General features: G+C 63.3%; 28 protein-coding genes and 1 pseudogene. 17 read left to right on the top strand and 12 right to left on the bottom strand.

The window, feature by feature from the left end:
• Nucleotides 1-35 precede the first annotated feature (35 nt).
• The 6 genes from ACQ4MS_RS08430 to ACQ4MS_RS08405 all read left to right on the top strand — a co-directional run bounded on the left by ACQ4MS_RS08430 (nt 36) and on the right by ACQ4MS_RS08405 (nt 5306).
• Nucleotides 36-962, top strand: a complete 927-nt coding sequence (locus ACQ4MS_RS08430; protein ID WP_431099000.1) for an SMP-30/gluconolactonase/LRE family protein — start codon at nt 36-38, stop codon at nt 960-962.
• Between the two features lie 82 nt (nt 963-1044).
• Complete coding sequence (gene glcE / locus ACQ4MS_RS08425; protein ID WP_431098999.1) at nt 1045-2163, top strand: glycolate oxidase subunit GlcE; 1119 nt, start codon at nt 1045-1047, stop codon at nt 2161-2163.
• Between the two features lie 3 nt (nt 2164-2166).
• Nucleotides 2167-2943: a YoaK family protein gene (locus ACQ4MS_RS08420; RefSeq protein ID WP_431098998.1), complete on the top strand. Its 777-nt coding sequence runs from the start codon at nt 2167-2169 to the stop codon at nt 2941-2943.
• Between the two features lie 5 nt (nt 2944-2948).
• The gene (glcF, locus tag ACQ4MS_RS08415; protein WP_431098997.1) at nt 2949-4184 is read left to right on the top strand and encodes a glycolate oxidase subunit GlcF; all 1236 of its coding nucleotides are present in this window, start codon (nt 2949-2951) and stop codon (nt 4182-4184) included.
• Nucleotides 4185-4371: 187 nt separating this feature from the next.
• Entirely contained in the window at nt 4372-4758 is a 387-nt protein-coding gene (locus tag ACQ4MS_RS08410; RefSeq protein WP_431098996.1) for a VOC family protein, read from the top strand.
• Complete coding sequence (locus ACQ4MS_RS08405; RefSeq protein ID WP_431098995.1) at nt 4755-5306, top strand: EVE domain-containing protein; 552 nt, start codon at nt 4755-4757, stop codon at nt 5304-5306. The genes ACQ4MS_RS08410 and ACQ4MS_RS08405 overlap by 4 nt, the downstream gene beginning before the upstream one ends.
• 63 nt (nt 5307-5369) lie before the next feature.
• Here ACQ4MS_RS08405 and ACQ4MS_RS08400 read toward each other — a convergent pair whose 3' ends face one another.
• The 6 genes from ACQ4MS_RS08400 to ACQ4MS_RS08375 all read right to left on the bottom strand — a co-directional run bounded on the left by ACQ4MS_RS08400 (nt 5370) and on the right by ACQ4MS_RS08375 (nt 9022).
• Complete coding sequence (locus tag ACQ4MS_RS08400) at nt 5370-5900, bottom strand: GNAT family N-acetyltransferase (RefSeq protein WP_431099558.1); 531 nt, start codon at nt 5898-5900, stop codon at nt 5370-5372.
• Nucleotides 5900-6502, bottom strand: a complete 603-nt coding sequence (locus ACQ4MS_RS08395) for a helix-turn-helix domain-containing protein (protein ID WP_431098994.1) — start codon at nt 6500-6502, stop codon at nt 5900-5902. Before ACQ4MS_RS08395 ends, ACQ4MS_RS08400 begins: the two co-directional genes overlap by 1 nt.
• A 61-nt stretch (nt 6503-6563) precedes the next feature.
• The gene (locus tag ACQ4MS_RS08390) at nt 6564-7142 is read right to left on the bottom strand and encodes a GNAT family N-acetyltransferase (protein ID WP_431098993.1); all 579 of its coding nucleotides are present in this window, start codon (nt 7140-7142) and stop codon (nt 6564-6566) included.
• 80 nt (nt 7143-7222) lie between these two features.
• A complete protein-coding gene (locus tag ACQ4MS_RS08385; RefSeq protein ID WP_431098992.1) occupies nt 7223-7798 on the bottom strand; it encodes a hypothetical protein in 576 nt (191 codons plus the stop codon).
• Between the two features lie 14 nt (nt 7799-7812).
• Entirely contained in the window at nt 7813-8526 is a 714-nt protein-coding gene (locus tag ACQ4MS_RS08380; protein WP_431098991.1) for a penicillin-insensitive murein endopeptidase, read from the bottom strand.
• A gap of 10 nt (nt 8527-8536) precedes the next feature.
• Nucleotides 8537-9022, bottom strand: coding sequence for a hypothetical protein (locus ACQ4MS_RS08375; protein ID WP_431098990.1), 486 nt, complete (start codon nt 9020-9022; stop codon nt 8537-8539).
• A gap of 45 nt (nt 9023-9067) precedes the next feature.
• On the opposite strand from ACQ4MS_RS08375, the gene ACQ4MS_RS08370 reads away from it, so the two are divergent.
• Complete coding sequence (locus ACQ4MS_RS08370) at nt 9068-9754, top strand: helix-turn-helix transcriptional regulator (RefSeq protein ID WP_431098989.1); 687 nt, start codon at nt 9068-9070, stop codon at nt 9752-9754.
• A gap of 16 nt (nt 9755-9770) precedes the next feature.
• On the opposite strand, the gene ACQ4MS_RS08365 is transcribed toward ACQ4MS_RS08370, so the two are convergent.
• The 3 genes from ACQ4MS_RS08365 to lplT form a co-directional block, all read right to left on the bottom strand.
• The gene (locus ACQ4MS_RS08365) at nt 9771-10265 is read right to left on the bottom strand and encodes a glutathione peroxidase (RefSeq protein ID WP_431098988.1); all 495 of its coding nucleotides are present in this window, start codon (nt 10263-10265) and stop codon (nt 9771-9773) included.
• A 90-nt stretch (nt 10266-10355) separates the two neighbouring features.
• Entirely contained in the window at nt 10356-11264 is a 909-nt protein-coding gene (locus tag ACQ4MS_RS08360) for an EamA family transporter (RefSeq protein WP_431098987.1), read from the bottom strand.
• Between the two features lie 35 nt (nt 11265-11299).
• Nucleotides 11300-12580 (bottom strand): lysophospholipid transporter LplT, encoded by a 1281-nt coding sequence (gene lplT / locus ACQ4MS_RS08355; protein WP_431098986.1) that lies wholly within the window; start codon nt 12578-12580, stop codon nt 11300-11302.
• Nucleotides 12581-12771: 191 nt separating this feature from the next.
• Between lplT and alr the strand changes: the two genes are divergently transcribed.
• The 5 genes and pseudogenes from alr (at nt 12772) to ACQ4MS_RS08330 (ending at nt 16311) form a co-directional block, all read left to right on the top strand.
• Nucleotides 12772-13866: an alanine racemase gene (gene alr / locus ACQ4MS_RS08350; protein ID WP_431098985.1), complete on the top strand. Its 1095-nt coding sequence runs from the start codon at nt 12772-12774 to the stop codon at nt 13864-13866.
• On the top strand, nt 13863-14696 hold the full coding sequence (locus ACQ4MS_RS08345; protein WP_431098984.1) for a hypothetical protein: 834 nt from the start codon (nt 13863-13865) through the stop codon (nt 14694-14696). Before alr ends, ACQ4MS_RS08345 begins: the two co-directional genes overlap by 4 nt.
• A 36-nt stretch (nt 14697-14732) precedes the next feature.
• Entirely contained in the window at nt 14733-15206 is a 474-nt protein-coding gene (locus ACQ4MS_RS08340; protein ID WP_431098983.1) for an RDD family protein, read from the top strand.
• A gap of 40 nt (nt 15207-15246) precedes the next feature.
• Nucleotides 15247-15714, top strand: a pseudogene (locus ACQ4MS_RS08335) (GNAT family N-acetyltransferase).
• Nucleotides 15715-15894: 180 nt separating this feature from the next.
• Nucleotides 15895-16311, top strand: coding sequence for a hypothetical protein (locus ACQ4MS_RS08330; protein ID WP_431098982.1), 417 nt, complete (start codon nt 15895-15897; stop codon nt 16309-16311).
• Nucleotides 16312-16328: 17 nt separating this feature from the next.
• Here ACQ4MS_RS08330 and ACQ4MS_RS08325 read toward each other — a convergent pair whose 3' ends face one another.
• From ACQ4MS_RS08325 to ACQ4MS_RS08315, 3 genes are all read right to left on the bottom strand, one after another.
• A complete protein-coding gene (locus tag ACQ4MS_RS08325; protein ID WP_431098981.1) occupies nt 16329-17222 on the bottom strand; it encodes an NAD(P)-dependent oxidoreductase in 894 nt (297 codons plus the stop codon).
• Nucleotides 17223-17268: 46 nt separating this feature from the next.
• Nucleotides 17269-18243 (bottom strand): 2-dehydropantoate 2-reductase, encoded by a 975-nt coding sequence (locus tag ACQ4MS_RS08320; RefSeq protein ID WP_431098980.1) that lies wholly within the window; start codon nt 18241-18243, stop codon nt 17269-17271.
• A gap of 112 nt (nt 18244-18355) precedes the next feature.
• The gene (locus ACQ4MS_RS08315; protein ID WP_431098979.1) at nt 18356-19342 is read right to left on the bottom strand and encodes a Bug family tripartite tricarboxylate transporter substrate binding protein; all 987 of its coding nucleotides are present in this window, start codon (nt 19340-19342) and stop codon (nt 18356-18358) included.
• 183 nt (nt 19343-19525) lie between these two features.
• Between ACQ4MS_RS08315 and radA the strand changes: the two genes are divergently transcribed.
• From radA to ACQ4MS_RS08290, 5 genes are all read left to right on the top strand, one after another.
• Nucleotides 19526-20905 carry a DNA repair protein RadA gene (radA, locus tag ACQ4MS_RS08310; protein ID WP_431098978.1) on the top strand — a complete coding sequence of 460 codons (1380 nt, stop codon included), beginning with the start codon at nt 19526-19528 and terminating at the stop codon, nt 20903-20905.
• Nucleotides 20906-20925: 20 nt separating this feature from the next.
• A complete protein-coding gene (locus tag ACQ4MS_RS08305) occupies nt 20926-21735 on the top strand; it encodes a metallophosphoesterase family protein (RefSeq protein WP_431098977.1) in 810 nt (269 codons plus the stop codon).
• A 137-nt stretch (nt 21736-21872) separates the two neighbouring features.
• Nucleotides 21873-22493, top strand: coding sequence for a YbhB/YbcL family Raf kinase inhibitor-like protein (locus ACQ4MS_RS08300; RefSeq protein ID WP_431098976.1), 621 nt, complete (start codon nt 21873-21875; stop codon nt 22491-22493).
• An 89-nt stretch (nt 22494-22582) separates the two neighbouring features.
• Nucleotides 22583-23017 (top strand): glycerate kinase, encoded by a 435-nt coding sequence (locus ACQ4MS_RS08295; RefSeq protein WP_431098975.1) that lies wholly within the window; start codon nt 22583-22585, stop codon nt 23015-23017.
• Nucleotides 23018-23128: 111 nt separating this feature from the next.
• Nucleotides 23129-24067: a branched-chain amino acid transaminase gene (locus ACQ4MS_RS08290; protein ID WP_431098974.1), complete on the top strand. Its 939-nt coding sequence runs from the start codon at nt 23129-23131 to the stop codon at nt 24065-24067.
• The last annotated feature ends 2 nt before the right edge of the window (nt 24068-24069 follow it).

Genomic DNA, 24069 nt, shown 5'->3' with positions numbered 1-24069 from the left:
CCTACCCCACTTTTCAGCCTTTCAAGGAACGCCGCATGACATGGCAAACCGTTGTTGCACAACCCAGCGGACTCGGTGAGTCGCCGTTCTGGCATCCCGATGAACAAATGCTGTACTGGATTGACATTCCAGGCCGGCAGATTCACCGCTGCAACGTCTTCATGGGGACGGTTCAAAGCTGGGCCATGCCGTCGGAGCCCGGCAGCATCGCGCCGGCCTGTACACAGGGACAGGGTAGCGGGCTGGTGATTGCATTGCGCGATGGCATCTACCGCGCCCGTGAATGGGGCGCCGAGCTCCAGCAGCTCGTGCGCGCCGGCCATGACACCGCGACGACGCGGTTCAATGACGGCAAGGCCGACCCGCGCGGCCGTTTCTGGGCCGGCACGATGTACGAACCACGGGACAAGTCCGTGGCAGAGCTTTTTTCCATTGACTGCCGCAACAGCCTGGCGCCAGCGGTGGAGCGCAAGGCAGGGGGCGCCATCATTGCCAATGGCCTGGCTTGGTCACCTGACGCCTCTACTGTGTACTGGACGGATACCCCTACGCACACCACGCATGCCTGGGACTGGGATGCCGACAGCAACGCCATGGCGAACCGCCGCGTTTTCCACCAGTGGCCAGGTAAACCTGCGGGCTGGCAGTTCGGCATGTCCGGTTATGGCGGGCGGCCCGACGGCGCCGCGGTGGACGTCCAGGGCAACTACTGGGTCGCCATGTTTGAAGGTGCGCGCCTCCTGAAACTCTCACCTGCAGGCGAACTGCTGGCCGAAATTCCTGTGCCTGCGCAGTGCCCCACCATGCCTTGTTTTGGCGGGGACGACCTGCAAACGCTGTATATCACCACAGCGCGCTACAACCGGTCCGCTGCTGAACTGCAGGCCTATCCCGAATCTGGCTGCGTGTTCTCGATGCGGGTGGATGTGCCCGGTTTACCCGTCAATTTTTTCGAAGATTGAGTTTGACGTCGTAAAAAAAGCGAACAGGCCGCGTGCAAAAAGATCAATCTACCCGGTGCAAGACCCACGTACCATTCCGGTCATGCCTCCAGACAATGACGTGATTGACTCCGTGAGCGAGCGGATACGGGCTGCCGCTGCCGCCGGGACGCCGCTGCGTATTCGCGGCGGCGGTACCAAGGACTTTTACGGCCAGTCGCTTGAGGGCGGGATTCTCGACATGACGCCGTATGCGGGCGTCACCAGCTACGAACCCAGCGAACTGGTGGTGACCGCGCGCGCCGGCACGCCGCTGGCCGAACTTGAAGCTTTGCTGGCAGCGCAGGGCCAATGCTTGCCCTTCGAGCCGCCGTACTTTGATGCCCCAGGGCTGAGGGCCACCGTGGGAGGCATGGTCGCCAGCGGCCTGAGCGGACCGGCCCGTGCCAGCGTGGGCGCAGTGCGCGACTACGTGCTCGGCCTCAAATTGATCAATGGGCGCGGCGAGCTGCTGACGTTTGGCGGACAGGTCATGAAAAATGTGGCCGGCTACGACGTCTCACGGCTGATGGCCGGCGCCTTGGGCACTTTGGGCGTGCTCACCGAAGTCAGCCTCAAGGTGCTGCCGGTGGCACCTGCCGAGGCGACCCTGCGGTTTGAATGCGGCCAGGCGCAGGCGCTTGACTGGTTGAACGCCTGGGGCGGGCTGCCGCTACCACTCAATGCGAGCTGCTGGGTCGAAGAAGCCGGCTCGGGCACGCTTCATGTGCGGCTGCGCGGCGCTGTTGCCGCAGTGGACGCGGCCTGCAAGACCTTGGGCGGCGAGAAAAAAGACAACCGTGAAAGCACCGGTTACTGGCAGGCCTGCCGAGACCAGCAGCATCCGTGGTTCCAGGCCCGTCAGGCCGGGCAGGATTTGTGGCGCCTGTCCGTGCCGCAAACGGCCGCCGTTCTGGACTTGCCTGACTCGCCGCTGGTGGAATGGCACGGCGCCCAGCGATGGGTGCGGGCAGACGCCGGGCAGGCACAGGCGCTGCGTGCGGCCGCTTTGCAAGCCGGCGGGCATGCTACTCTTTTTATAGCTGCTGGCGCCCATTCGACCGGGGCTACAGCCCGTTTTGATGCCTTAAAGCCGCCCCTGGACCGGATCCACCGGGAGCTCAAGCGCGAATTCGATCCCGCCGGCATCCTGAACCGAGGCCGCATGGCGGCAGGCTGGTAGTCCATGCGCCGCCTGCGCCATCTCACCGGGCAGCACCGTACGCCCACCATCAACCGCCTGCTCGGCGGCGTGCTTGCGTTCAATGCCGGGGCAGTCAATGCCGGCGGCTTTCTGCTTGTCAGCATGTACACCTCCCACATGACCGGGTTTGTCTCCATCGTGGCCGACAACCTCATCCTCGGCAACCTGACGCTGGTGCTGGGGGCCGTGGGCGCACTGCTGGCCTTCACCATGGGCGCGGCTGTGACGGCCGTGCTGGTCAACTGGGCACGTCATCGCCATCTCCGCAGTGAGTATGCGCTGCCGCTGTTGCTGGAGGCGGTGCTTCTGCTGGTCTTCGGCCTGCTGGGCGCAACGCTGAACCGGCAGACGCCGTTTGCAGTGCCTTTGACCGTGCTGGTGCTAGCCTTCACCATGGGCCTGCAAAACGCGCTGGTCAGCAAAATCTCGTCCTCCCAGATCCGCACCACACACATGACGGGCGTCATCACCGACCTTGGCATCGAACTCGGCAAGATGTTTTACTGGAACCGCAGCGCCCGCTCCGTGGATTCGCGGGTACGCGCCAACCGCATCAAGGTGAGGCTTTTTGGCACCCTGCTGGCCATGTTCGTCGCCGGCGGCCTGGTCGGCGCGGCCGGCTTCAAGTACGTTGGCTTCGTCTGGGTCGTGCCCCTGGCCCTCATGCTGCTGACCTTGTCCCTGCCTCCCCTGTATGCAGATTTCCGGCGCGCCGCCCGGCGCAAGGCCCTCGCGTTGGCCCTGAAAGAGGGGGCCTGACCTTCATGCAAACACACCTCGCGACTGAGTTCAAAAACACCCCCGACGGCCTGGAGGCCGAAGCCATCCTGCGCAAATGTGTGCATTGCGGTTTTTGCACGGCGACCTGCCCCACCTACCAATTGCTGGGGGACGAACTCGACGGCCCGCGCGGGCGCATCTACCTCATCAAGCAGGTGCTGGAGGGTGAAGCACCCACACGCAAGACACAGCTGCACCTGGACCGGTGCCTCACCTGCCGTAACTGCGAAAGCACCTGCCCCAGCGGTGTGGAATACGGGCACCTGGTGGACATCGGCCGCAAGCTGGTTGACGAACGCGTGCCGCGCCCGGCCGGAGAAAAGGCCTTGCGCTGGGCGCTCAAGGAAGGCCTGCCGTCACCGCTCTTTGCACCCGCCATGAAAGTCGGGCAGGCCGTGCGCGGCCTGCTGCCAGCAGCGCTGCAAAACAAGGTCCCGCCAAAGCAGGCTGCAGGTGCGTGGCCCCAGCGCACCCACGCACGCAAGATGCTGATGCTTGAAGGCTGTGTGCAGCCCGCGATGATGCCCAACATCAATGCCGCCACGGCGCGCGTGCTCGACGCGGCGGGCATACAAACCCTGGTGGCGCAAAAGGCCGGATGCTGCGGTGCCGTGAAATTCCACCTCAACGACCAGGAAGGCGGCAAGGACGAGATGCGCCGCAACATCGACGCCTGGTGGCCGCATGTTGAGGCCAGCGAGGGCGCAGGTGTTGAGGCAATTGTCATGAATGCCTCGGGCTGCGGCGTCACCGTCAAGGAATACGGCCACATTCTGAAAGACGACCCGGCGTATGCAGCCAAGGCTGCGCGCATCAGTGGATTGACCCGCGACCTCAGCGAACTCATGCCCGAACTCGTCGGCGAGCTGCAGGGCAAGATCAGGGCCCACACCGGTGCGCTGGCGTTTCACCCGCCCTGCACGCTGCAGCATGGCCAGCAGCTTCGCGGCGGTGTCGAAACACTCATGGGCGCGCTCGGTTTCAACGTCAAGCTGGCCAGTTGTGAATCACACCTGTGCTGCGGCTCGGCGGGCACCTACTCTGTGCTGCAGCCCGACATCGCGTATCAACTGCGCGACCGCAAGCTCGGCAACCTGCAAGCCGCTGCACCCGAAGTCATCATCTCGGCCAACATCGGCTGCATCACGCACCTGCAAAGCGGCACGGCCACGCCGGTGCGGCATTGGATTGAAGTGCTGGATGCTGCCCTGACGTCCTGAAGGGGAGCAAATGCCTAAGCCAGCCGGGGCCGCGGAACCGGCTTTGCCGGGCCGCAGGCACAGCGCCCCCTCGGGGGGCAGCGCATTACACGAAGTGAAAAGCGTGGGGGCGAACATCCTTACTGACACTGCGTTGTCAGTAGCAGGTCCGCATCATCAAGGCTTCTTCAACACAAGGAGCCTTCCAATGAAAAACGCGATCAGCTGGTTTGAAATTCCCAGCGCCCAGCTGGACAAAGCCCAGGCCTTTTACGAAGCAGTACTGACCTGCAAATTGCGCCGCGAGCCTATGGGTCCGTCTGAAGGCGCGGTTTTTCCGTATCAGGAGGGCCAGGGCGAGGAAGCCGGCGTTGGCGGCGCGCTCATTTCCGGGCCTACTGCCGGAACGCCCGCCGCGGCCGGAACGCTGGTCTACCTGGATGCCTCGCCGTCGCTCGATGCGGCGCTGGCGCGCGCCGTAAAAGCCGGCGGCAAGATCGCCTTGCCGCGCCAGGCGCTGCCGCCCGGCCTGGGCTTCTTCGCCCACATCCTCGATCTGGACGGCAACCGCGTTGGGTTGCATGCGCTGGCATGAGCCGCAGGAACTGGATCGCGGTGGCAAGTGCTGAGCATGCACGGCGCGGGTGTGCTGAACCACTGTCTGGCTATATGCAGGTCTGTCATGGCAAATGCGCACCGCTTCGGCGGGTGTCGCCTGGCGACCTGGTGGCTTACTACGCACCCACGCTTCGCATGGGTGGCGGCGACAGGCTGCAGAAATTTGTCTCACTGGGCATCGTGCAGCCGGGCGAGGCTTATGCATTCGACGCGGGTGGTGGCTTCACGCCATTTCGCCGCGACGTGGCCTACGTCGAAGCAGAGGAAGCCTCTATCCTGCCGCTGCTGGATCAGCTTGACTTCGTTGAAAACCCCCAGCGCTGGGGCTACAAATTTCGCTTTGGACTTTTTGACATCAGCGACCACGATATGCGCCTGGTCGCAAGTGCGATGGGGGTCGACCTGAGGGTGCCCGGTTTGGAGGCCCGCTCCAGGTTGCTCAGAACGCCCTCGGCTCAAGCCGTGAGCGCAGCTTCAAGGCAAGCGAGCCTTGTTGCGTGTCGCTATCAATTTTATAGCGATTGACCAGGGTAATTATTGGGCTGAGGGGCTATTTTGTCAAAATTTTGATGCGGGCCGACGCGCGGTTCAGGCCAGCCGGCGGTAAAACACCGTCGTACCGCGCAAGCCACCCTGCGGCATCAGCGCGTAGTCCGGAATTTCACCCACGCGCTCCCAGCCCAGGCGCTCGTAAAGGCGGTCGGCCGTGCTGCCGGTGATGGTGTCCAGCACCAGCAGCGTCTTGCCGGCATCCCGCGCCGCGTGTTCAGCAGCCCGCATCAACGCCTCCCCCAAGCCCTGGCTTCGCGCGCGGCGGTGCACCAGCATCTTGGCCAGGTCGGCGCGGTGCGGCTGGTTTTCTGGCTGGGCGAGTATCAGTTGCACCGTACCGCAAATGCCTTGTGCGTCTTCGGCGGCCAGCAACACCCGTTCACCCGCAGCCACGCCTTGCGCCACGCCGCGCCAGAAGGCGGCAGCGCGCTCGTATGCTAGCGGGTGCATGAAGCTCACCGAAGCGCCGCCTTCCACGCAGTCGATCAGCACGCCGGCGAGTTGGTCAATCTGCGCATCGCTCACGATGTCAAGGCGCCGCAAGCGCCAGGGGGCGGTAGAAGTCATCATCGTCTGGCGAGAGGTTCAGAGGCGATCACCACCGCATAGCGCGCAGGTTGTCGCGTGGGGTTGTGAAACATGGTGGGCCGGTCCAGCTGCATCGCCAAACAGTCGCCTTCGCGCAACGGGTGGCGCATGTCGCCCACCGTGATGTCGATGGCGCCCTCGAGCACCCAGACCTGCTGGTGCACGCGCGCGTCGCGCACGCCGGTCTCAAACGCCACACGCCCACCGGGCGGAAAGTGCACCTCAACAATCTGCATCGGCTGCGGCACGCCTGGTGGTGAGATGTTGCGGCGCAGATAGCCCGAAGCCGGGTCTTGCCATTGCACTTGGTCCGCGCGCCGCGCAACCGGGCTGATGGGCATGGCGGGCTTTTGGGTGGCGGGCGTATCAAAGAGCGAAGCCAGCATCACACCCAGCGCCGTGGCCAGCTTTTCCAGCACCACGGCGGTGGGACTGCTTTCACCGCGCTCGATCAGCGAGATCATCGAGCGGCTCACACCGCTGCGGGCCGCAAGTGCTTCGAGTGACAGGCCTTTGGCCGCGCGCAGTTCGCGCACGCGTTCGGCAATGCGTTGGTTGAGGTCGAGAACAGGTTCTTTCATGATGGGATTGATTTTCCATCATATTGGAATTGATGTCCAGTGCCTTGAACTGGTGCTCCATTCAGGCGGGCTTGAGGCGTACCACAGGGCGCTGCGGTTTGCGGCGCGCCACTTCTTCAAAGCCGGCATCGTCATACATGGACTTGGCGCCGAACCACATGGCGTCGTCATGCGACCGGCCGGGTTTGTCTACCGGGTAAGCCTCCAGCAACGTGGCGCCTTGCTTCCTGGCATAGGTGACGGCCCCTTCAAGCAACGCACGCGCAACGCCCTGGCCGCGATATTCAGACGGCACCACAAAACAGATAATCGACCACACAGGTTTATCGTCAACCGGCTTCATGACGGGCGAGCGCTTGAGCTTGGCGTAATCTTCGCGCGGCCCCAGCGACACCCAGCCGACCGGAACCTTCCCGCGATAGCCGATGAGGCCTGGCGGCTTGCCAGCGTTGACGAGTTTCTTGAGGTCTGCGCGATTGGCCCTGGCTTGCGTGGTGCCAGAGGGCAGCGGCCCGCGAGCGCCGCTTTGCCGGTAAAACATGCACCAGCAGCCACGCGCCACCGAACATCCTTTGGCGTTGAACAGCGCTTCCAGATCAGGCCAGCGTTCGGGTGTGAGGGGGCGGACGGTGAGCTTCATGGGGCTTGGAGGTGAGCCGACGTTTGTCACTATAGCGAGATAGCCGAAATACCGCGCCACCTTTTAATGAAAGGGTAACCTCAGGCGAGCCCACGGAGGCGCTCGATAAATGCAGGCAGCTGGGCCTCGATCCTCGTGCATGCATTGTCGATGGCCTGGCTCACCGCGGTTGCGCGGTCTTCGTCGCTGAGCGCCAACGCCTCGGAAAACGCCTTGTTCTGGAGTTCCTGCTGCAGGCGTGCGGGTGCACTCGCCTTCACCTTAAGGAGTTGGTCCCAGGGACTCGCAATGGTGATACCGCCAATGGCCGGCTTGCCTTCGATCTGCTCCAGTTCAAGTGACGCTGCCTCGAACTCCGGGCTTGGGCCTGTGAGGCTGTAGATCCGGGCATCATGACCGTGGTGCTGGGGAAGGCGGTCCAGTGCAGGACTCCACCCGAGACGCACATTGAAGCGCCGCTCGACACCGGGGGCGGGCTCCCAAACCAGCCACGCGGCTGCGCGTGCGGAAACGGCGATGCGGTAGATCAGGGCGCTGCTGAAAATTTCCCGCATCGGATGATCGCGAGGCACCGCATGGGTCGAGAACTCCGGGAACCGGAACGCCATGGCATGTTTCACCTGCCGAAGAAAATGTGGCTTGTAGAGTTTGTCCATGAGGGGTTTCAGCGCTACTTCAAGGAGGCGCTGGATGCGCCTGCGTCGCTCTTGCACGGTACGGCGAAGTCCACGTGGTAGTGCTCGTCATGGCGAATCCAGGGCTTGCCTTTCATGAAATTGAGATTGGCCTTCAGGTAGGCGCCACGCGGCGTGGCAAACAGGCGGGGCAGGAAGGGAGCGTCAAGAATGATCAGCGCGATGCCGGCGCCTCGTGCCTTGGCGGCTACATGCAACTGGTACAGGTGCTCGGCAAGCGCGGGGAAGTCGATGCTGTACTCGCCGTACTTTGCATCGGCATCAAATTCAAGGTCGTAACCAAAGCGGCTGGTGAGGCTGGTGGGCAACGGCACTGATTTGCCCTGTGCGTCACGGACCGGCACAAAGAAGTCGACCGAAAGGCCATTCTGATGTGTGCGATGCGGCCGGAAGCGCCCGCCCGAAGGCCAGCCGGTCTCACCATAGACATAGATGGTGTCGGGGCTTGCGATGTGGAGCGCCGAGTAGGAAGCGGCCATGATTTCCGCGACTTTGGCATGCGTATGCGTGCGGCCTGCCGTGGCCGCAAGCGTGCTGTAGGCCGTGAAGTTGGGGCCGCTGGCGGGTAGCTTGACGCTGCCCTCGATGCGGCCTTTGCTGACCGTGCCGAAACATTGGCTGTCGGCGGCGAAGGCCTGTGCGGGCAGGCTGGCCAGCACAACAGCGATCAGGCAAGTGAGTTTATGCATGGAGAGCCGGCTACAAAGCCCCGGGACCATACGAAACGGCAAGCGCTCCAAGAGCCAATGAGCCGGCCGCAAGACCACCCAGCGTCAGCCACTCCGCGGTGTTGAAATCCTTGAATGGAGGATCAAATGGGTTCAGGGCCTGCCACCACTTCTTCCCGAGCCGTCGGCGGTGCCGGTAGAGCAACACATTTCCACCCCCGACCCAGAGCGCCGCTGCCAGTGAAAGCAGGATCAATTGACCAGTTGGTATGCCGGCCAGGACATCCTCAACCTCTGGTATCTCGGATGGCGGAGGCGAGGCTTCCGGCATAAGGCCGGCGGCGTCGGCCAGGAGGAAGGTCAGCAGTATGGGCGCCGCAAAAAACACCATGTTCTTCCAGTAGGCCGACCTCGTCTGGGCTCTCACCATGCAGAACCACGCGATGGGCGCGATCACCAAGGTTGCCACGAGTGTGATGCAAACGAGGGTTTGAAGAAGCAGTTGCATGGTGGTCACGGTTTGCACTATAGCTGGGCGGGCGCTCCCCTATGATCCACCCACATGCGCCGCGCCGACCGACTCTTCCATCTTGTCCAGCTGATCCGCGGCCGGCGTCTCAGCACCGCCGAATTCCTCGCCAAGCGGCTCGAGGTGTCGGAGCGAACCATCTACCGCGACGTGGCTGACCTGCAGCACCAGGGTGTGCCGATTGAGGGTGAGACCGGCGTGGGTTACCGGCTGGGCGCCGGCTTTGACTTGCCGCCGTTGATGTTCACGCAAAAGGAAGCCAATGCGCTGGCCGCGTCGGTGCGCCTGGCGCAGGCCTGGCTGGATCCGGCCATGGCCGGTGATGCGGAAGCTGCCTGGGGCAAGATCTTTTCGGTGTTGCCGCCCGCGGCGCGCACGGCGGCCGAAGGTGTGCCGCTGTATGCGGTCAATCCCGATGAGGCCACGCAGCGAAGCCTGCAGCGCTTGCGCGAGGCGGTGCATGCGCGCCTCAAGGTGGAGATTCGCTACCGTGATGGGGCAGGGCGAGAAAGCCGTCGCGTGCTCTGGCCGCTGGGCTGCTTTTACTGGGGCAGTGTCTGGACGCTGGGCGCCTGGTGCGAAGCCCGGCGGGACTTCCGCAACTTTCGCGTGGACCGCATGGCCGAGATCGAGGTGCTGGACGACCGCGTGGGCCACGAGGCCGGCCGCACGCTGGCGGATTATTTGCGCGCCGTCAAAGCCGGCCCCAAGCCGCCCTGAGCAGGGCGCCAGCGGCTCAGGCCGCCAGCGCGGCTTCGATGTCTTTGGCCAGGTCAGCGGGTTTGTCGGAAGGCGCATAACGCCGGATGACTTTCCCATCCTTGCTGACCAGGAACTTGGTGAAGTTCCACTTGATGGACTTGATGCCGAGCAGCCCGGGCGCCTCGGCCGACAGCCACTGGTACAGCGGGTGTGCGCTGGGCCCGTTGACGTCGATCTTGGACATCATCGGGAAACTCACGCCATAGTTGACCTGGCAGAACTCGGCGATCTGGTCATCGCTGCCTGGATCCTGCGACAGGAACTGGTTGCTGGGAAAGCCCACGACCGCCAGGCCCTTGGCCGCATATTGTTTGTACAACTCTTCCAGTCCGGCAAACTGCGGGGTGAAGCCGCACTTGCTGGCGGTGTTGACGATCAGCATGACTTTGCCCCTGAAGGCATCCAGCGCGACGTCTTTGCCCGTGATGTCCCTGGCCTGAAAGTCGTAAACCGTTTTTCCTGCGCCCATGGTGTGTCTCCTTGTAAGTCGCTATTTAAACAGTGCAATTTCCGCCCTCGCGAGGGCAGCGAATCAAGCAAAGCGCGCGGCTTTATCTGTTCAATGCGATTTTGCGCTTTCCGGAGACGAGGGGGCTGTCGCCGCCAGCACAGCCGCCAGCACAATCAGGCTGCCACCCAGCAGCACGCGCGGCGTGAGCTCGGCGGCTCCCATCGCAGCCGAGGACGCGCTGGCAAACAAAATTTCGGTCAGCATCACAATGGCGGTGGTGCCGGCAGCCAGGCGCGCTGCGCCGTACTGCAGGCCGGCGTTGCTGGCCATGAAGGCGAGCGCCAGCGCTACCACCACCGGAATACCGGCTGCGGCCAATGCCGGCCCCGGCACTGTGGCCTGTGCCATGCCGATGAGCGCCGCTGCTGCCGCCATCAGGCCGCTGCCGCCAAACATGGCCAGCATGCGCGACTCGCTGGGCGTCTGGTTGTACTTGCGCAGCACAGCGTTGGTCACGGCAAAACTGAAGCCACCCATAATCGCCAGCCAATCGGCGGCGCCCTGCGGCACCGGCCAGGGCGACGCGGGCGCCTTCAGCACGATCAGCACGCCCGCCATAGCCAGCAGGAGGCGCAGCAATGAGGCGGCTGAGGGCTTTTCTCCCAGCATGATCCAGGCCACCAGCACGGACCACGCAGGCATGAGATAAAACAACAGCACGACGCGCACCACATCGCCCACGGTGACTGCCCAGTTGAAGCCGACATTGGTCATGCCCGAGGCGAAGGCCAGAAACCACAGCTGGGGGTGCGCCACAAAACCGCGCCAGGCGCCGGAGCGCAACGTGAGCAGGCCGGTGACCACGACCGCGTAGACCAATGCTGTCGCCCAAAGCGGATGCAGCCCGTGGCCTTGTAGCTGGCGCAGCGGCCACCAGGACACGCCCCAGACGAAGGCGTTCAAAACCAATGCAAGAACGGCTTTGGAGGTGCCTTTCGCAGCGGCACCCGTTTTCACCCCACTCGCATTTGGAATCACAGTGTTAACAGACCCTAGTGCGAGTTATCGCTGCGGGCGATATTCAGCAGGTGATCGACCTGTTCTTTGTGCTTGATGCAATTGCTTTTGTGCCAGTACTGGATCACCCACATGAAGCCCGCCACCACGATGCCGAAGGCGGTGATGGCGCCGAAGGCCGACAGGCCCAGGCCTGTGGACAGGCTGTAGAAAGCGCCCAGGCTCAGGATGCAGGCTTGCTCATTGAAGTTCTGCACCGCAATCGAGCGGCCCGCGCCCATGAGGTTGTGCCCGCGATGCTGCAGCAGCGCATTCATGGGCACCACCAGGAAGCCGCCCAGGCCGCCCAGCAGGATCAGGAAAGGCGCGGCCACCCAGACGTTGCCGATGAAATTCATCAGGATGACCAGGAGGCCCATCGCAATGCCCAGCGGCATCACGCTGGTGGCCTGGTCCAGCCGCATGCGCATGGACGCCAGCACGGCACCCACGGCCGTGCCTATGGCGACCACGCCGACCAGCGAGGAGGCCTGCGAGGTGCTGTAACCCAGGGCCGCGGCGCTCCAGGCCAGCACGATGTAGCGTAAATTGCCCGAAACGCCCCAGAACAGGGTGGTGGTGGCCAGCGATATCTGACCCAGCTTGTCGCGCCACAGCGCCGAGTTGCACTTCCAGAAGTCGGGCAGCAGTTCGAGCTTGTTGCGCGGCATGGGCCGCATTTCCACGCCCGTGTCGGGGATGCGGGTGTTGAACCAGGCAGCAATGGCATACAGCAGGATCAGCACGGTAATCGCCGCTTCAGGGGGAGTATCAATTCCGGTGCTGAAGATGGGAAGATCAAATGACAACAGCATGGTGGACATGGTGTGCCCCACCAGCTGGCCGCCCAATAAAACCCCGAGGATGATGGACGAAATCGTCAGCCCTTCGATCCAGCCGTTGGCCTTGACCAGCTGCGAAGCCGGCAGGAGCTCGGTGAGGATGCCGTATTTGGCAGGGGAATAGGCGGCTGCCCCAAGCCCGACGATGGCATAGGCCAGCAGGGGATGGGAGCCAAACAGCATCATCAGGCAGCCGATCACCTTGATGGCGTTGCTCACGAACATGACGTTGCCCTTGGGGCGGGCGTCGGCAAAAGCCCCCACAAAAGGCGCCAACACCACGTAAAAGAGCGCAAACATGGGCACCAGCGCCGCTGGTTGCCACTTGGGCGCACCGCTGGTTTTCAGCAGCTCCACGGCGGCCACAAACAGCGCGTTATCAGCCAGCGAGCTGAAAAACTGGGCCGCCATGATGGTGTAAAAACCGCGCTTCATTAAACTGTTGTTGTCACTGGCATCAGTACATCAGCAAATCTGATGCGGCAAGATATGGGTGAATGTCTCCGGACGATTCCGGTTTATAGCATGGGGGCCGGTGCCAAAATCCCTAAAGACCCTCGATATGTCTGCTGGGCGGCTTTTGAACCCATCGTAATCAAAGCCGCCGACAACCAACCTTTTGCGCCATGCCACGTCCCATTCTTGCCACCGTACACACTGCCGCGCTTGCACATAACCTTGCCCGCGCCCGCACAGCGGCGCCCGATGCGCGAGTCTGGGCCGTCGTCAAGGCCAATGCCTACGGTCACGGCATCGAGCGTGTTTTTGACCCCCTGCGCAGCGCCGACGGCTTTGCCTTGCTGGACCTGGCCGAAGCCCAGCGCCTGCGCGCGCTTGACTGGCGCGGCCCCATCCTGCTGCTGGAAGGCTGCTTCGAGGCACGCGACCTGGAGCTGTGTTCCCGGCTGGGCCTGTGGCACACCATTCATTGCAACGAGCAAATTGACATGCTGGCCGCCCACAAGACGCAGCTGCCGCACCGCGTCTTCCTCAAGATGAACTCGGGCATGAATCGTTTGGGTTTTCCGCCTGAACGCTATCGCGCCGCCTGGACACGCCTCAATGCCCTGCCCCAGGTTGAAGAGATCACGCTGATGACACATTTCTCCGATGCGGACGGACCCAAAGGCATTGCCGAGGCTCTCAAGGCCTTTGATGCCGTGACACATGACCTTCCGGGTGAGCGCACCCTCAGCAACAGCGCCGCCACCTTGCGCCATGGCGACGTGTTGGCCGGGCGCTCGGACTGGGTGCGGCCCGGCATCCTGGTTTACGGCAGTGCGCCCGATTTCCCCGAGCACAGTGCGGCCCAGTGGGATTTGCAGCCCACCATGACACTGTCGTCAAAAATCATCGGCCTGCAGGAACTCAAAGCCGGCGACACGGTGGGCTACGGCTCCAGCTTCACGGCCGACGCCCCGCTGCGCATTGGCGTCGTGGCCTGTGGCTATGCCGACGGCTACCCCCGCCACTGCAGCACCGGCACGCCGGTGCTGGTGGGCGGTGTGCGCACCCGCATGGTGGGGCGAGTCAGCATGGACATGATTACTGTCGACCTCACCCCGGTGCCCGCCGCGGGCATAGGCACCGAGGTGACGCTGTGGGGCAAAGCCTCAAGCGGTGCATTGATACCGATCGACGAGGTGGCACAGGCTGGCGGCACAGTGGGCTATGAGTTGATGTGCGCCGTTGCCGCGCGCGTGCCGATGCAGGCTGAATGAAGAACCTGTCGAACTGGCGTTCGGTCCGGGTGCTTGAAGGCCGGATCGAGCGCGAGCTGCGCCAGCGCCACAGCCTGGCGTTGCACGGCGGCTGCATTGGCTTGTTCACCCTCGCGCTGATGTGGGGTGTTTCGCACCTGCAAATGCTGGCGGGTGTGGACTCGCTGGCGCTGCGCTATTTCATCACGCTGGGCGCGGGCTACCTGGGTTACCTGCTGGTGCTGCGGTTCTGGGCCGCTGCGTTGATAAGCCGTGAGAATGACGGCCCCGATGAGGGTGCGCTGGATGTGATGGCCGATATCGTGGATGGGACCGATGTACTGTCCCATCTGCCGGACGGCCGCGTGCAGATGCCTTCCCTGCGCTCGGGCCAGGGCGGTGACTTCGGCGGCGGTGGCGCCACGGGTGATTTCGGCAGTGCCTCAGAATCTTCCACCGGGTTAGGTGATGCGGCCAGCGGTGCGCTGGATGCCTTGGGCAGCGCCGACGAAGGTGCGGTGGTGGTGATCCCGGTCGTGGCCATCTTCGCGATCGGTGCCGCGCTGTTTCTTGGTGCCGGCTCCTTGCTGCTGCTGTTTTTTGGCTGGGAAGTGCTGCTCGCAGTCGCGGTCGAGCTGGCGTTTTCGTATGTCACGGCCCGCGCCACCGTGCGCATGGCCCGTGAAGGCTGGATGTTCGCGGCTGTGCGGCTGACCTGGAAACCGCTGATCGGTGCGATTGCCTGTGCCGTGGCCCTGGGCGCTGCGATTGACCACTTCATCCCCTCTGCCAATTCCCTGCCGCAGGCAGTCAAACTCATCCGGACGCAGGGCGAACCCGGCGTACATTAAAACTTCTTGAATTTTTCACCAAGGGAGGATGCGCACATGGATTCATCTCGACTGGAATACGCCGGCTTCTGGATACGGGTTTGGGCGTCCATCATCGACACGATCGTGCTGGGTGTGCTGATCTACCCGGCGCTGACGGCGATATACGGCAGTGAGTATTGGGAGAGCACGGACTTCATCCAGGGGCCGGCCGATTTCCTGATTTCCTGGGTGCTGCCCGCCATCGCGGTGGTGTGGTTCTGGATGGCGCGTCAGGCCACCCCCGGGAAGATGGCGGTCGGAGCCCGTATCGTCGATGCCAACACCGGCAACAACCCCGGTACCGCGCAGCTGATCGTCAGGTACCTTGGTTATTTTGTCTCGGCGATTCCGCTGGGCCTGGGCATCTTCTGGGTGGCTTTCGATTCACGCAAGCAGGGGTGGCACGACAAGCTTGCTCGTACCGTGGTGGTGCGCAAAAAGCGTGTTCCCTCAGAGCCCGCCAACCCCGACGAGCAATGGCCTGAATGACCGTTCGGGCATCCGCACGCACCACATCATCCAAGGCCACATGACAGCACCACTTTCCGTCACCACACGACCTGTCCGCGCGGACGACTTCGACGCCTGACTTCCGCTCTGGACGGCCTACAACCAGTTTTACGGCCGCTTCGGCCCTACAGCCCTGGCTGAGGAGATCACAGCCATGACCTGGTCGCGTTTTTTTGATGCGTATGAGCCGGTACATGCACTGGTGGCGGAATCCGGCGGCGCACTGGTGGGCTTGACCCACTACCTCTATCACCGCAGCAGCACCCGCATCGTGCCGGTTTGCTACCTGCAGGACTTGTTTACCACCGAATCGGTGCGCGGCCGCGGTGTGGGCAAGGCGCTGATCGAGGCCGTCTATGAAAAGGCCGGGGCAGCGGGTTGCGACCGGGTCTATTGGCAAACCCACGAAACCAATACCACGGCTATGCGGCTGTACGACCAGGTGGCCGAGAAATCCGGCTTTGTGGTTTATGCCAAGGCGCTGTAGCGCCTGCTGTCTATGCCCATCGCGCCCGCCCACACGCTCAGTCGGTTTTGGCGGACGCTGTGCCGCCGCGGTTTTCGCTAGTTTTAAGGCAGGGTTGCCGGAATCTGCGTCGGCCCCGCTGCGGCGCCACGCCGGTGAAGCTTCGCAGTCGTCCTTCGATGCCGGCGCCAAGGAGTATCCATGGGTCAGTCCAATACCCAGAAAGAGCAGGGCCTCCAGTCCATGCTTGAAAACTTTGCCAGGGCCTTTACCCGGGGTGACGGCAAAACGGCTGCGACTTGTTGGGAAGTCCCCGCACTGATCGTCGCGGACCAGGGCACAAAGGTCGTCGCGACACTGGCGGAAGTTGAAGACTTTTACGGCGGCGCCGCCAAACAGTACAACGACATGGGCATCACTGATACGCGGCCCGAGGTCCAGTCCGTCACCTGGATGACGGACAGGCTGGCCTCGGTGCATGTGCGTTGGCCTTACCTGGATGCCAAAGGCCAGGCACGGCCGGATTCGGAAGCCTCGACTTATGTCGTGCGTTTCGGCGATGACGGCCAGCCCCGCATCAATGTCGTTGTCATGATGGGCGCCCAAAAGGGAGGCTGAAGCCACCCGGCGGTCTTTCACTGAGGCGCGACTTTTGCGCCTGTCAGTTTTTCCTGCGCCTTCACCAGCGCGGGAACGAATTCCTTGCCGTAGCCCAAGGCGCTGGCAGTCACCAGGCTTTGGTGCACGGCCTCGCCGACCAGGGACGGCACTTTGACCATCTCGGCCAGGTGGGTGTAGTAGCGCAAGTCCTTGCGCGCGTTGTCAAGCTCGAACTTGAGGCCGGCGAAGTCGCCGCCCAGGGTCTTGGCCATGGCCTGGAACAGGCCCGAGTTCACCGCACCGGCCGATACCACGTCGACCAGCTTTTGCGGTGCAATGCCGGCCAGCGCGCCCACGGCGAAGGCCTCAGCGGTGGCTGTGCAGATGGCCTGAGCGACGAAATTGTTGAGCAGCTTGACGACATGGCCTGCGCTGGGGCCGCCCACATGAAAGATGTTTTCGCAGTAGGCGGCCAGCACCGGCCGGATCTTGTCGAACACCGCCTGCTCGGCGCCCACCATGGTGTTGAGTTTGCCGAGCTCGGCTTCCACTGGCGTGCGCGCCAGCGGCGCGTCCACCAGCGTTGCGCCGCGCTCGGCGCAGAGGGCGGCCAGGCGGCGTGTGGATTCGGGTTCGCTGGTGGAGGTGTCGATCACGATCAACCCGGCGCGTGCTTTTGACAGCACGCCGCTGGCCCCCAGCAGGGTTTCTTCCACCTGCGGTGATCCCGTCACGCAGATGATCACTGCGTCGCAGGCGCCCAGTTCGCCGGGGCTTGCGGCCTGTTTCGCGCCGGCGGCCAGCAGGTCGGCCACGCGCTCTGTATTGCGGTGCACGGTCAGGCTCAGGTCAAAACCCTTGGCCTGCAGGTTGCGTGCAATGCCGTGTCCCATGAGTCCCGATGCACCGATAACGCCGATATGTTTCATGTTGTCTCCTGAAAAATGGCTGATTTGAGAAGAAGATCTGCGAAGGTCAATAAAGGCCTTTGACACGCGCCTGCAGCCGGGCGAGGCCCAGCAGTGCGTCGGTGTAGGGCGTGGGCACTGCCGTCAGTTGCCCCAGTTCGCGCACGGCTGTCACCAGTGCGTCCAGCTCGACCGGTTTGCCGGCTTCCACGTCCTGCAGCATGGAGGTCTTGAAGGCGCCCAGCTTGCGCGTGATGACATGCCGTTCCGCCGGAGTCTGGTTGATCGGAATGCCGATGCGTGCGCCAATCTCCTTGGCCTCCAGCATCACGCTGTGGGTGAAGCCGGTCACCAGCTCGTCATCGAGCACGCTGTCCATGGTCGCGCCTGTCAGGGCGCTGATCGGGTTGGCGGTCATGTTGCCCCAGAGCTTGAACCAGATGTCTTTCTGGATCTGTTCGGACACCGGTGCTTCAAAACCGGCTTTTTCCAGCAGGGCCGCGAGCTGCTGCACACGGCTGGTTTTTTCGCCGGAGGGTTCGCCGATGATGAGCTTGTTGCCGAAGTGATGGTGCACCTGGCCGGGCGCGTCCAGCGAACAGCTGGCGTGCACCACACAGCCGACGATGTGCTTTGCCGGGATGGCCCGCGCCAGTTCGCCGCCGGGGTCCACAGAAGTCAGCCGGGCGCCCTCAAGCGTGCCGCCAAAGCCCTGCAAAAACCACCAGGGCACGCCATTCATGGCGGTCAGGACCACCGTTTCCGGGCCGATCAGCGGTGCGATCTGCTTGACCACTTCGGGCAGCGAAGGCGCTTTGACGGCCAGCACCACCAGATCCTGCACACCGAAAGCGGCCGGCGAGGCGCTGGAAGCCACGACCTGCGATGTCACCTTGCCTGCCTGGTTCAGCCGCAGCCCGTGCAGCTGCAGCGCATCCAGCGTGGTGCCGCGCGCCACCACACTGACCCTGCAGCCGGTGTGTGCCAGCCCGTGGCCTATCCAGCCGCCAATGGCGCCAGCGCCGTAAATGCACACCTTCATGCGTCAACCCATCCTGATTTTTAAGAAAAACTGGGCTGTAGCCCTATGGAAATATGCGCGAGCAGCTCCTGATTTGATAGCAAGCGGAATGCTCTTGCCAGCGCCCCAGAGGCTAACCTTCAGGGGTAAAACCCACCGCCTTGACCAGCGGCCCCCACAACTCGGTGTCGGCCTTCAGCATGGCGGCCAGCTGTGCCGGCGAGGTCGGTGCCGCTTCCAGATAAGACACGGCCAGGCCGTCGATCACGTCCTGTGAGGCCAGCGCAGAGCGGATGCCGGCGTTCAGGCGCTGCACCACGTCCTGCGGCGCTTTTGCGGGCAGGAAGAAGCCAAACCATTCAGTGAACGCCATGTCCTTGAAACCCTGCTCCAGCAGCGTCGGCGTGCCCGGGGTGAAACGGCTGCGCCTCGGGCCACTGGTCGACAGCAGGCGGCATTTGCCCGACGCGACATGCTGGGTGAACTCGCCGGTCGGGCCTGATACGGCGGCAATCTGCCCGCCCACCAGGTCCAGCACGGCGGGCTGGGTGCCGCGAAACGCCACGTGGCGTAAATCCACGTTGCCGGCGCGTCCCAGCAGCGCGCCAATGAAATGCGGCGACGAACCTGCGGCCGGCGAACCGAAGTTGGCCTGGCCCGGGTTGGCCTTGCACCAAGCCAGGAAATCCGGCACGTTTTTGACGCTGGCGGGCACCATGGGGCCGACAGCAAAGCCGTAGTCGAAGATCGCCCCGGCAGACACCGGTGTCAGGTCGGCTACCGGGTCATAAGGCAGCTTCTTGTAGGTGTGCGGGTAGATGCCCAGCATGGACATGGGCGTGAGCAGCAGGGTCGCGCCGTCGGGCGCTGCGTTTTTCACGAACTGCACGGCGATCTGGCCACCCGCGCCGGTCCTGTTTTCCACCACAGCGCTTTTGGCATATCCGGGGTGCAGCTTGTCGGCCACGCGGCGCGACACAATATCGGCGGTGCCACCGGGCGCAAAGCCGACGACAACCTTGGTGCTTTCAAGGGCCTGGGCCCAGGCTTGCTGCCCCACTCCCGCGAGCAGCGCGGCAGCGCTGGATGACTGGATAAGCTGGCGGCGCGAAATATTCATGGTGTCCTCTTCAAGTAGGTGATGGCTAGGTCGCCGCGGGTTCGCGCGGAAAAAAGCCATTGTTGTGCAAGATGCGGTTTTGTGCAGGATCCGGCGGCATCCAGGTGCGCGGCGAAGTTGGTGCTAGCCAATTCGCATCATGGACAAACGTAAAAGCTGGTTATTTATACAGTAATATCGCGCATGGCCAAAGACAAAACGATTTACACCTGCACCGAATGCGGCGGCACCAGCCCCAAGTGGCTGGGTAAATGCCCGCATTGCAACGCCTGGAATACGCTGATTGAATCGGCCGCCGAAAGCAGCTCGCCGGTCAAGAACCGCTACAGCAGCCAGTTCCAGTCGCTGGCCAAAGCATCGGAAGTGACGACGCTGTCCGACATTGAAGCGGCCGACATGGAGCGCACGCCCACCGGGCATGAAGAGCTCGACCGCGTACTGGGCGGCGGCATTGTGGAAGGCGGTGTCGTGCTCATTGGCGGTGACCCCGGCATCGGCAAATCGACCCTGTTGCTGCAAGCGCTGGATTCGCTGCAGCGCGCGGGCCTCAATACCCTCTATGTCACCGGCGAGGAAAGCGGCGCCCAGGTTGCCTTGCGTTCGCGCCGGCTGGGCCTGGACGGCTCGCAGGTCAAAGTCCTGGCCGAAATCCAGCTGGAGAAAATCCTCGCCACGCTGGAGGCCACCCAGCCGGCGATTGCCGTGATCGACTCCATCCAGACGGTGTATTCCGACCAGCTCACATCCGCGCCCGGCTCAGTCGCGCAGGTGCGCGAATGCGCGGCGCACCTGACGCGCGCAGCCAAGTCCAGCGGCGTGTGCATCGTGCTGGTGGGTCACGTAACAAAAGAGGGCGCGCTCGCCGGCCCGCGCGTGCTCGAGCACATGGTCGACACCGTGCTGTATTTCGAGGGCGACACGCATTCGAGCTTTCGCCTGGTGCGCGCCATCAAGAACCGCTTCGGCGCGGTCAATGAGATCGGCGTGTTCGCCATGACGGAAAAAGGCCTCAAGGGCGTCGCCAACCCGAGCGCCATCTTTTTGAGCCAACACAGCGAGCCGGTGCCTGGCAGCTGCGTGCTGGTGACGCTGGAGGGCACGCGCCCCATGCTGGTTGAGATCCAAGCGCTGGTCGACAACGGCGGCCCCAGCCCCCGGCGCCTGTCCGTGGGCCTGGACCGCGACCGCCTGGCGATGCTGCTGGCCGTGCTGCACCGCCATGCAGGTGTGGCCTGCATGGACCAGGATGTGTTTGTCAACGCCGTGGGCGGCGTGCGCATCAGCGAGCCGGCAGCTGACCTGGCCGTGATGCTGGCCATCACTTCGTCCTTGCGTGGCAAGCCGCTGCCCAAGGGTTTTCTCGCTTTTGGCGAAGTGGGCCTGGCGGGCGAAGTGCGCCCAGCCCCGCGCGGCCAGGAGCGCCTGAAGGAAGCGGCCAAGCTGGGTTTTAGCGTCGCGGTGGTGCCCAAGGCCAATGCGCCCAAAAAGCCGATCGAAGGCCTGACCATCCACGCGGTTGAGCGGGTGGAAGAGGCGATGAACGTGGTCCGCAGCCTGAGCTGAAGCGCTGCACAATCAGAAGCATGAAACTCGCCGTTATCTCCGACATCCACGGCAACCTGCTGGCGCTTGAAGCCGTGCTGGCGGACATTGCCGGGCAGGGTGTTGACCAGACCGTGAACCTGGGCGACATCCTGAGCGGCCCGCTGCAACCCGCTGAGACAGCCGACCTCTTGATGGCCCGCAACTTTGTCACCATCCGTGGCAACCATGAGCGGCAAGTGCTGGACCTGCTGGACCAGGGCCGCCATCTCGACCCGCTCGGGACAGATGGCTATACCGCAGGCCAGCTGACGTCGACCCATGTGGCGTGGATCAGGTCGCTGCCCGCAAGTCTGGAACTGGCGGGCGGTGATGTACTGTTGTGCCACGGAACGCCCGGCAGTGATTTGGTTTACTGGATGGAAACCACTGTGCCCGGTTTTGGTGATGGGCATCCGACGGGCATTCGTCCCGCCACAGCGGAAGAGGTTCTGCTGCGGCTTGGTGAAATCGGCCCCCAGGCGCCTTCGTTGATTCTTTGCGGCCACACCCATGTGCCGCGCATGGTCCAGTGCGGGAGTTCCCTCATCGTGAATCCCGGCAGCGTCGGCCTGCAGGCCTATGACGACGAGCATCCCCATCCGCATGTGGTGGAAAACGGAGCGCCGCACGCGCGCTATGCGCTGGTGCAGCGCACGCCGCAAGGGTGGACCGTGTCCCTGCGCGCGGTGCCGTATGACCACATGGCCCAGGCACGCGCGGCTGCCGGCCGGCAACGGCCGGATTGGGCCCATGCCCTGGCCACCGGTTATATGCCGCGGGCCGGTTTTGTTTCTGGCGCAGCGGCCTGAAGAGGAACACCGGATGCAACTGTGGCGTCCGGTTCGAAACCAGCCGGTATACCGCGGCTTTGGAGGCGTCTTTTCCTACACAACGGGACCCTGGAGCGGTTTAGCTTGGAGTTTTCATTCCAACAAGGCCGCTCAATATGCTGGAAAAACTACCCGATGCCCTGGGACATGCACTGCGCGATCAGCGTGCCGGGCTCGACAAGCTTGCGTATAACTTGTCCGGCTTGCGCACCGGTTTGGCCGCGATCGAGGTCAGCAGCGTTGCGTTTACCGACCATGCACCCATCCCGCCACGCTATACGGCGGACGGGGAGGGCCTGTCCCCACCTCTGCAGTGGCAGGGAGTCCCTGCTACTGCCGGTTCGCTGCTGCTGATTGTGGAAGATGCCGATGCGCCCACACCACGCCCGTTGGTGCACGCGATTGCAGTGGATTTGCCGGCTTCCCGGTCCGCATTGGCGGAGGGTGAGCTGAACAGCTCCGACGACGATGGCCAGGTCCATGTGGGGCGGAACTCTTACCTGATGTCTGGATGGTTGCCGCCGGATCCTCCTCCCGGACATGGCCCGCACCGCTATGCCTTTCAGGTCTTTGCGTTGCTTCCTGGCGACCCTTTCAGTGGCAAACCGGGCCGGGATGCTGTACTTGATGCCATACGTGAACGGGCTTTGGCCAGCGGCTGCCTGATTGGCACTTACGAGCGGATGGACGGCTCGATTGCCGTGGCTGGCAGCCAAGGTAGCGCGGCCGCTGGGTAGGCAGGCCCACACCTACGTTCCAGGTTGCGGCTGGCGCGCTACGCAGTCTCCGCAGAGCACCCGCCTGCCAGGCCTGCGAAAATGCGGCCATGAACTTCCAGAAAATCATTGTTCCTGTGGCCGGCGTCGCCGTGATCGTGCTGGCATACCGCTTTTATGGCTGGGCTGGCGTGGCAGCGGCCGCCACCGCCCTTGTGATGTGGTTGCTGCTGCACTTCACCCGCATGATGCAGGTCTTGAAACGCGCAGCCAACCGGCCCATCGGCTATGTCGACAGCGCAGTCATGCTCAACGCCAAACTCAGGTCCGGCATGACCTTGCTGCATGTGGTGGCGATGACGCGCGCACTGGGTCAGCTGCAATCGGTCAAGGACCAACAGCCCGAAGTCTTTCGCTGGACGGATGGCTCCGACTCGCACGTCACCTGTACTTTTATGGGCGGCAAACTGACCCGCCACGAACTCTTTCGGCCCGGGGCCACCGATTCGCCTCGGATCGAGGGCGCTGCACCGCCCGCACCGTAAAATCGGACTTTCGGGTTTTGCCCGGCCTGGCACCGCACTTGCGGCTGTTGCCGGCGGGGCGCCTCCGATACAAAACAACCATTCCACGACATTCACCACAGGATCAGCATCATGTCCCCAGTAATTCCTTCCATGGCAGACCGCGACGGCAAAATCTGGATGGACGGCCAGATGGTGGACTGGCGCGATGCCAAGATTCATGTGCTGACCCACACCCTGCATTACGGCTGCGGCGCCTTTGAAGGCGTGCGGGCCTACAACGGCGCCGGCGGCACAGCGATCTTCCGGCTCGAAGAACACACCGAGCGCCTCTTCAACAGCGCCAAGATCCTGCGCATGAAAATTCCTTTCAGCATGGAAGAAGTCATGGAAGCGCAAAAAGCCGTGGTGCGTGAGAACAAGCTCGAAAGCTGCTACCTGCGCCCGCTGACCTGGATCGGCTCGCAAAAACTCGGCGTGTCGCCCAAGGGCAACCAGATCCACCTGATGGTGGCGGCCTGGGCTTGGGGCGCCTACCTGGGTGAAGAAGGTATGAAACGCGGCATCCGCGTGAAGACCTCCAGCTACACCCGCCACCACGTCAACATCACCATGACGCAGGCCAAGGCGGTGAGCAACTACACCAACTCCATCCTGGCCAACATGGAAGCGCTGGACGACGGCTACGACGAGGCGCTGCTGCTCGACGCCTCGGGCTTTGTCAGCGAAGGCGCGGGCGAGAACATTTTTGTGATCAAGGGCGGCGTGGTCTACACGCCCGACCTGTCTGCCGGCGCCCTCAACGGCATCACCCGCAATACCATCCTGCATATCTGCAAGGACCTGGGCCTGGAACTCGTGCAGAAGCGCATCACGCGCGATGAGGTGTATATCTCCGACGAGGCCTTCTTCACCGGCACGGCCGCTGAAGTCACGCCGATTCGTGAACTCGACCGCATTGAAATCGGCGCCGGCTCGCGCGGCCCCATCACCGAGAAAATCCAGAGCGCGTTCTTTGACATCGTCAACGGCCGTAATCCAAAGTACGCCCACTGGTTAGCCAAGGTCTGAAG

The sequence above is a fragment of the Polaromonas aquatica genome (genome assembly GCF_050626995.1).
GTDB lineage: Bacteria > Pseudomonadota > Gammaproteobacteria > Burkholderiales > Burkholderiaceae_C > Polaromonas > Polaromonas aquatica_A.
This window is presented reverse-complemented; position numbering and strand designations above follow the sequence as displayed.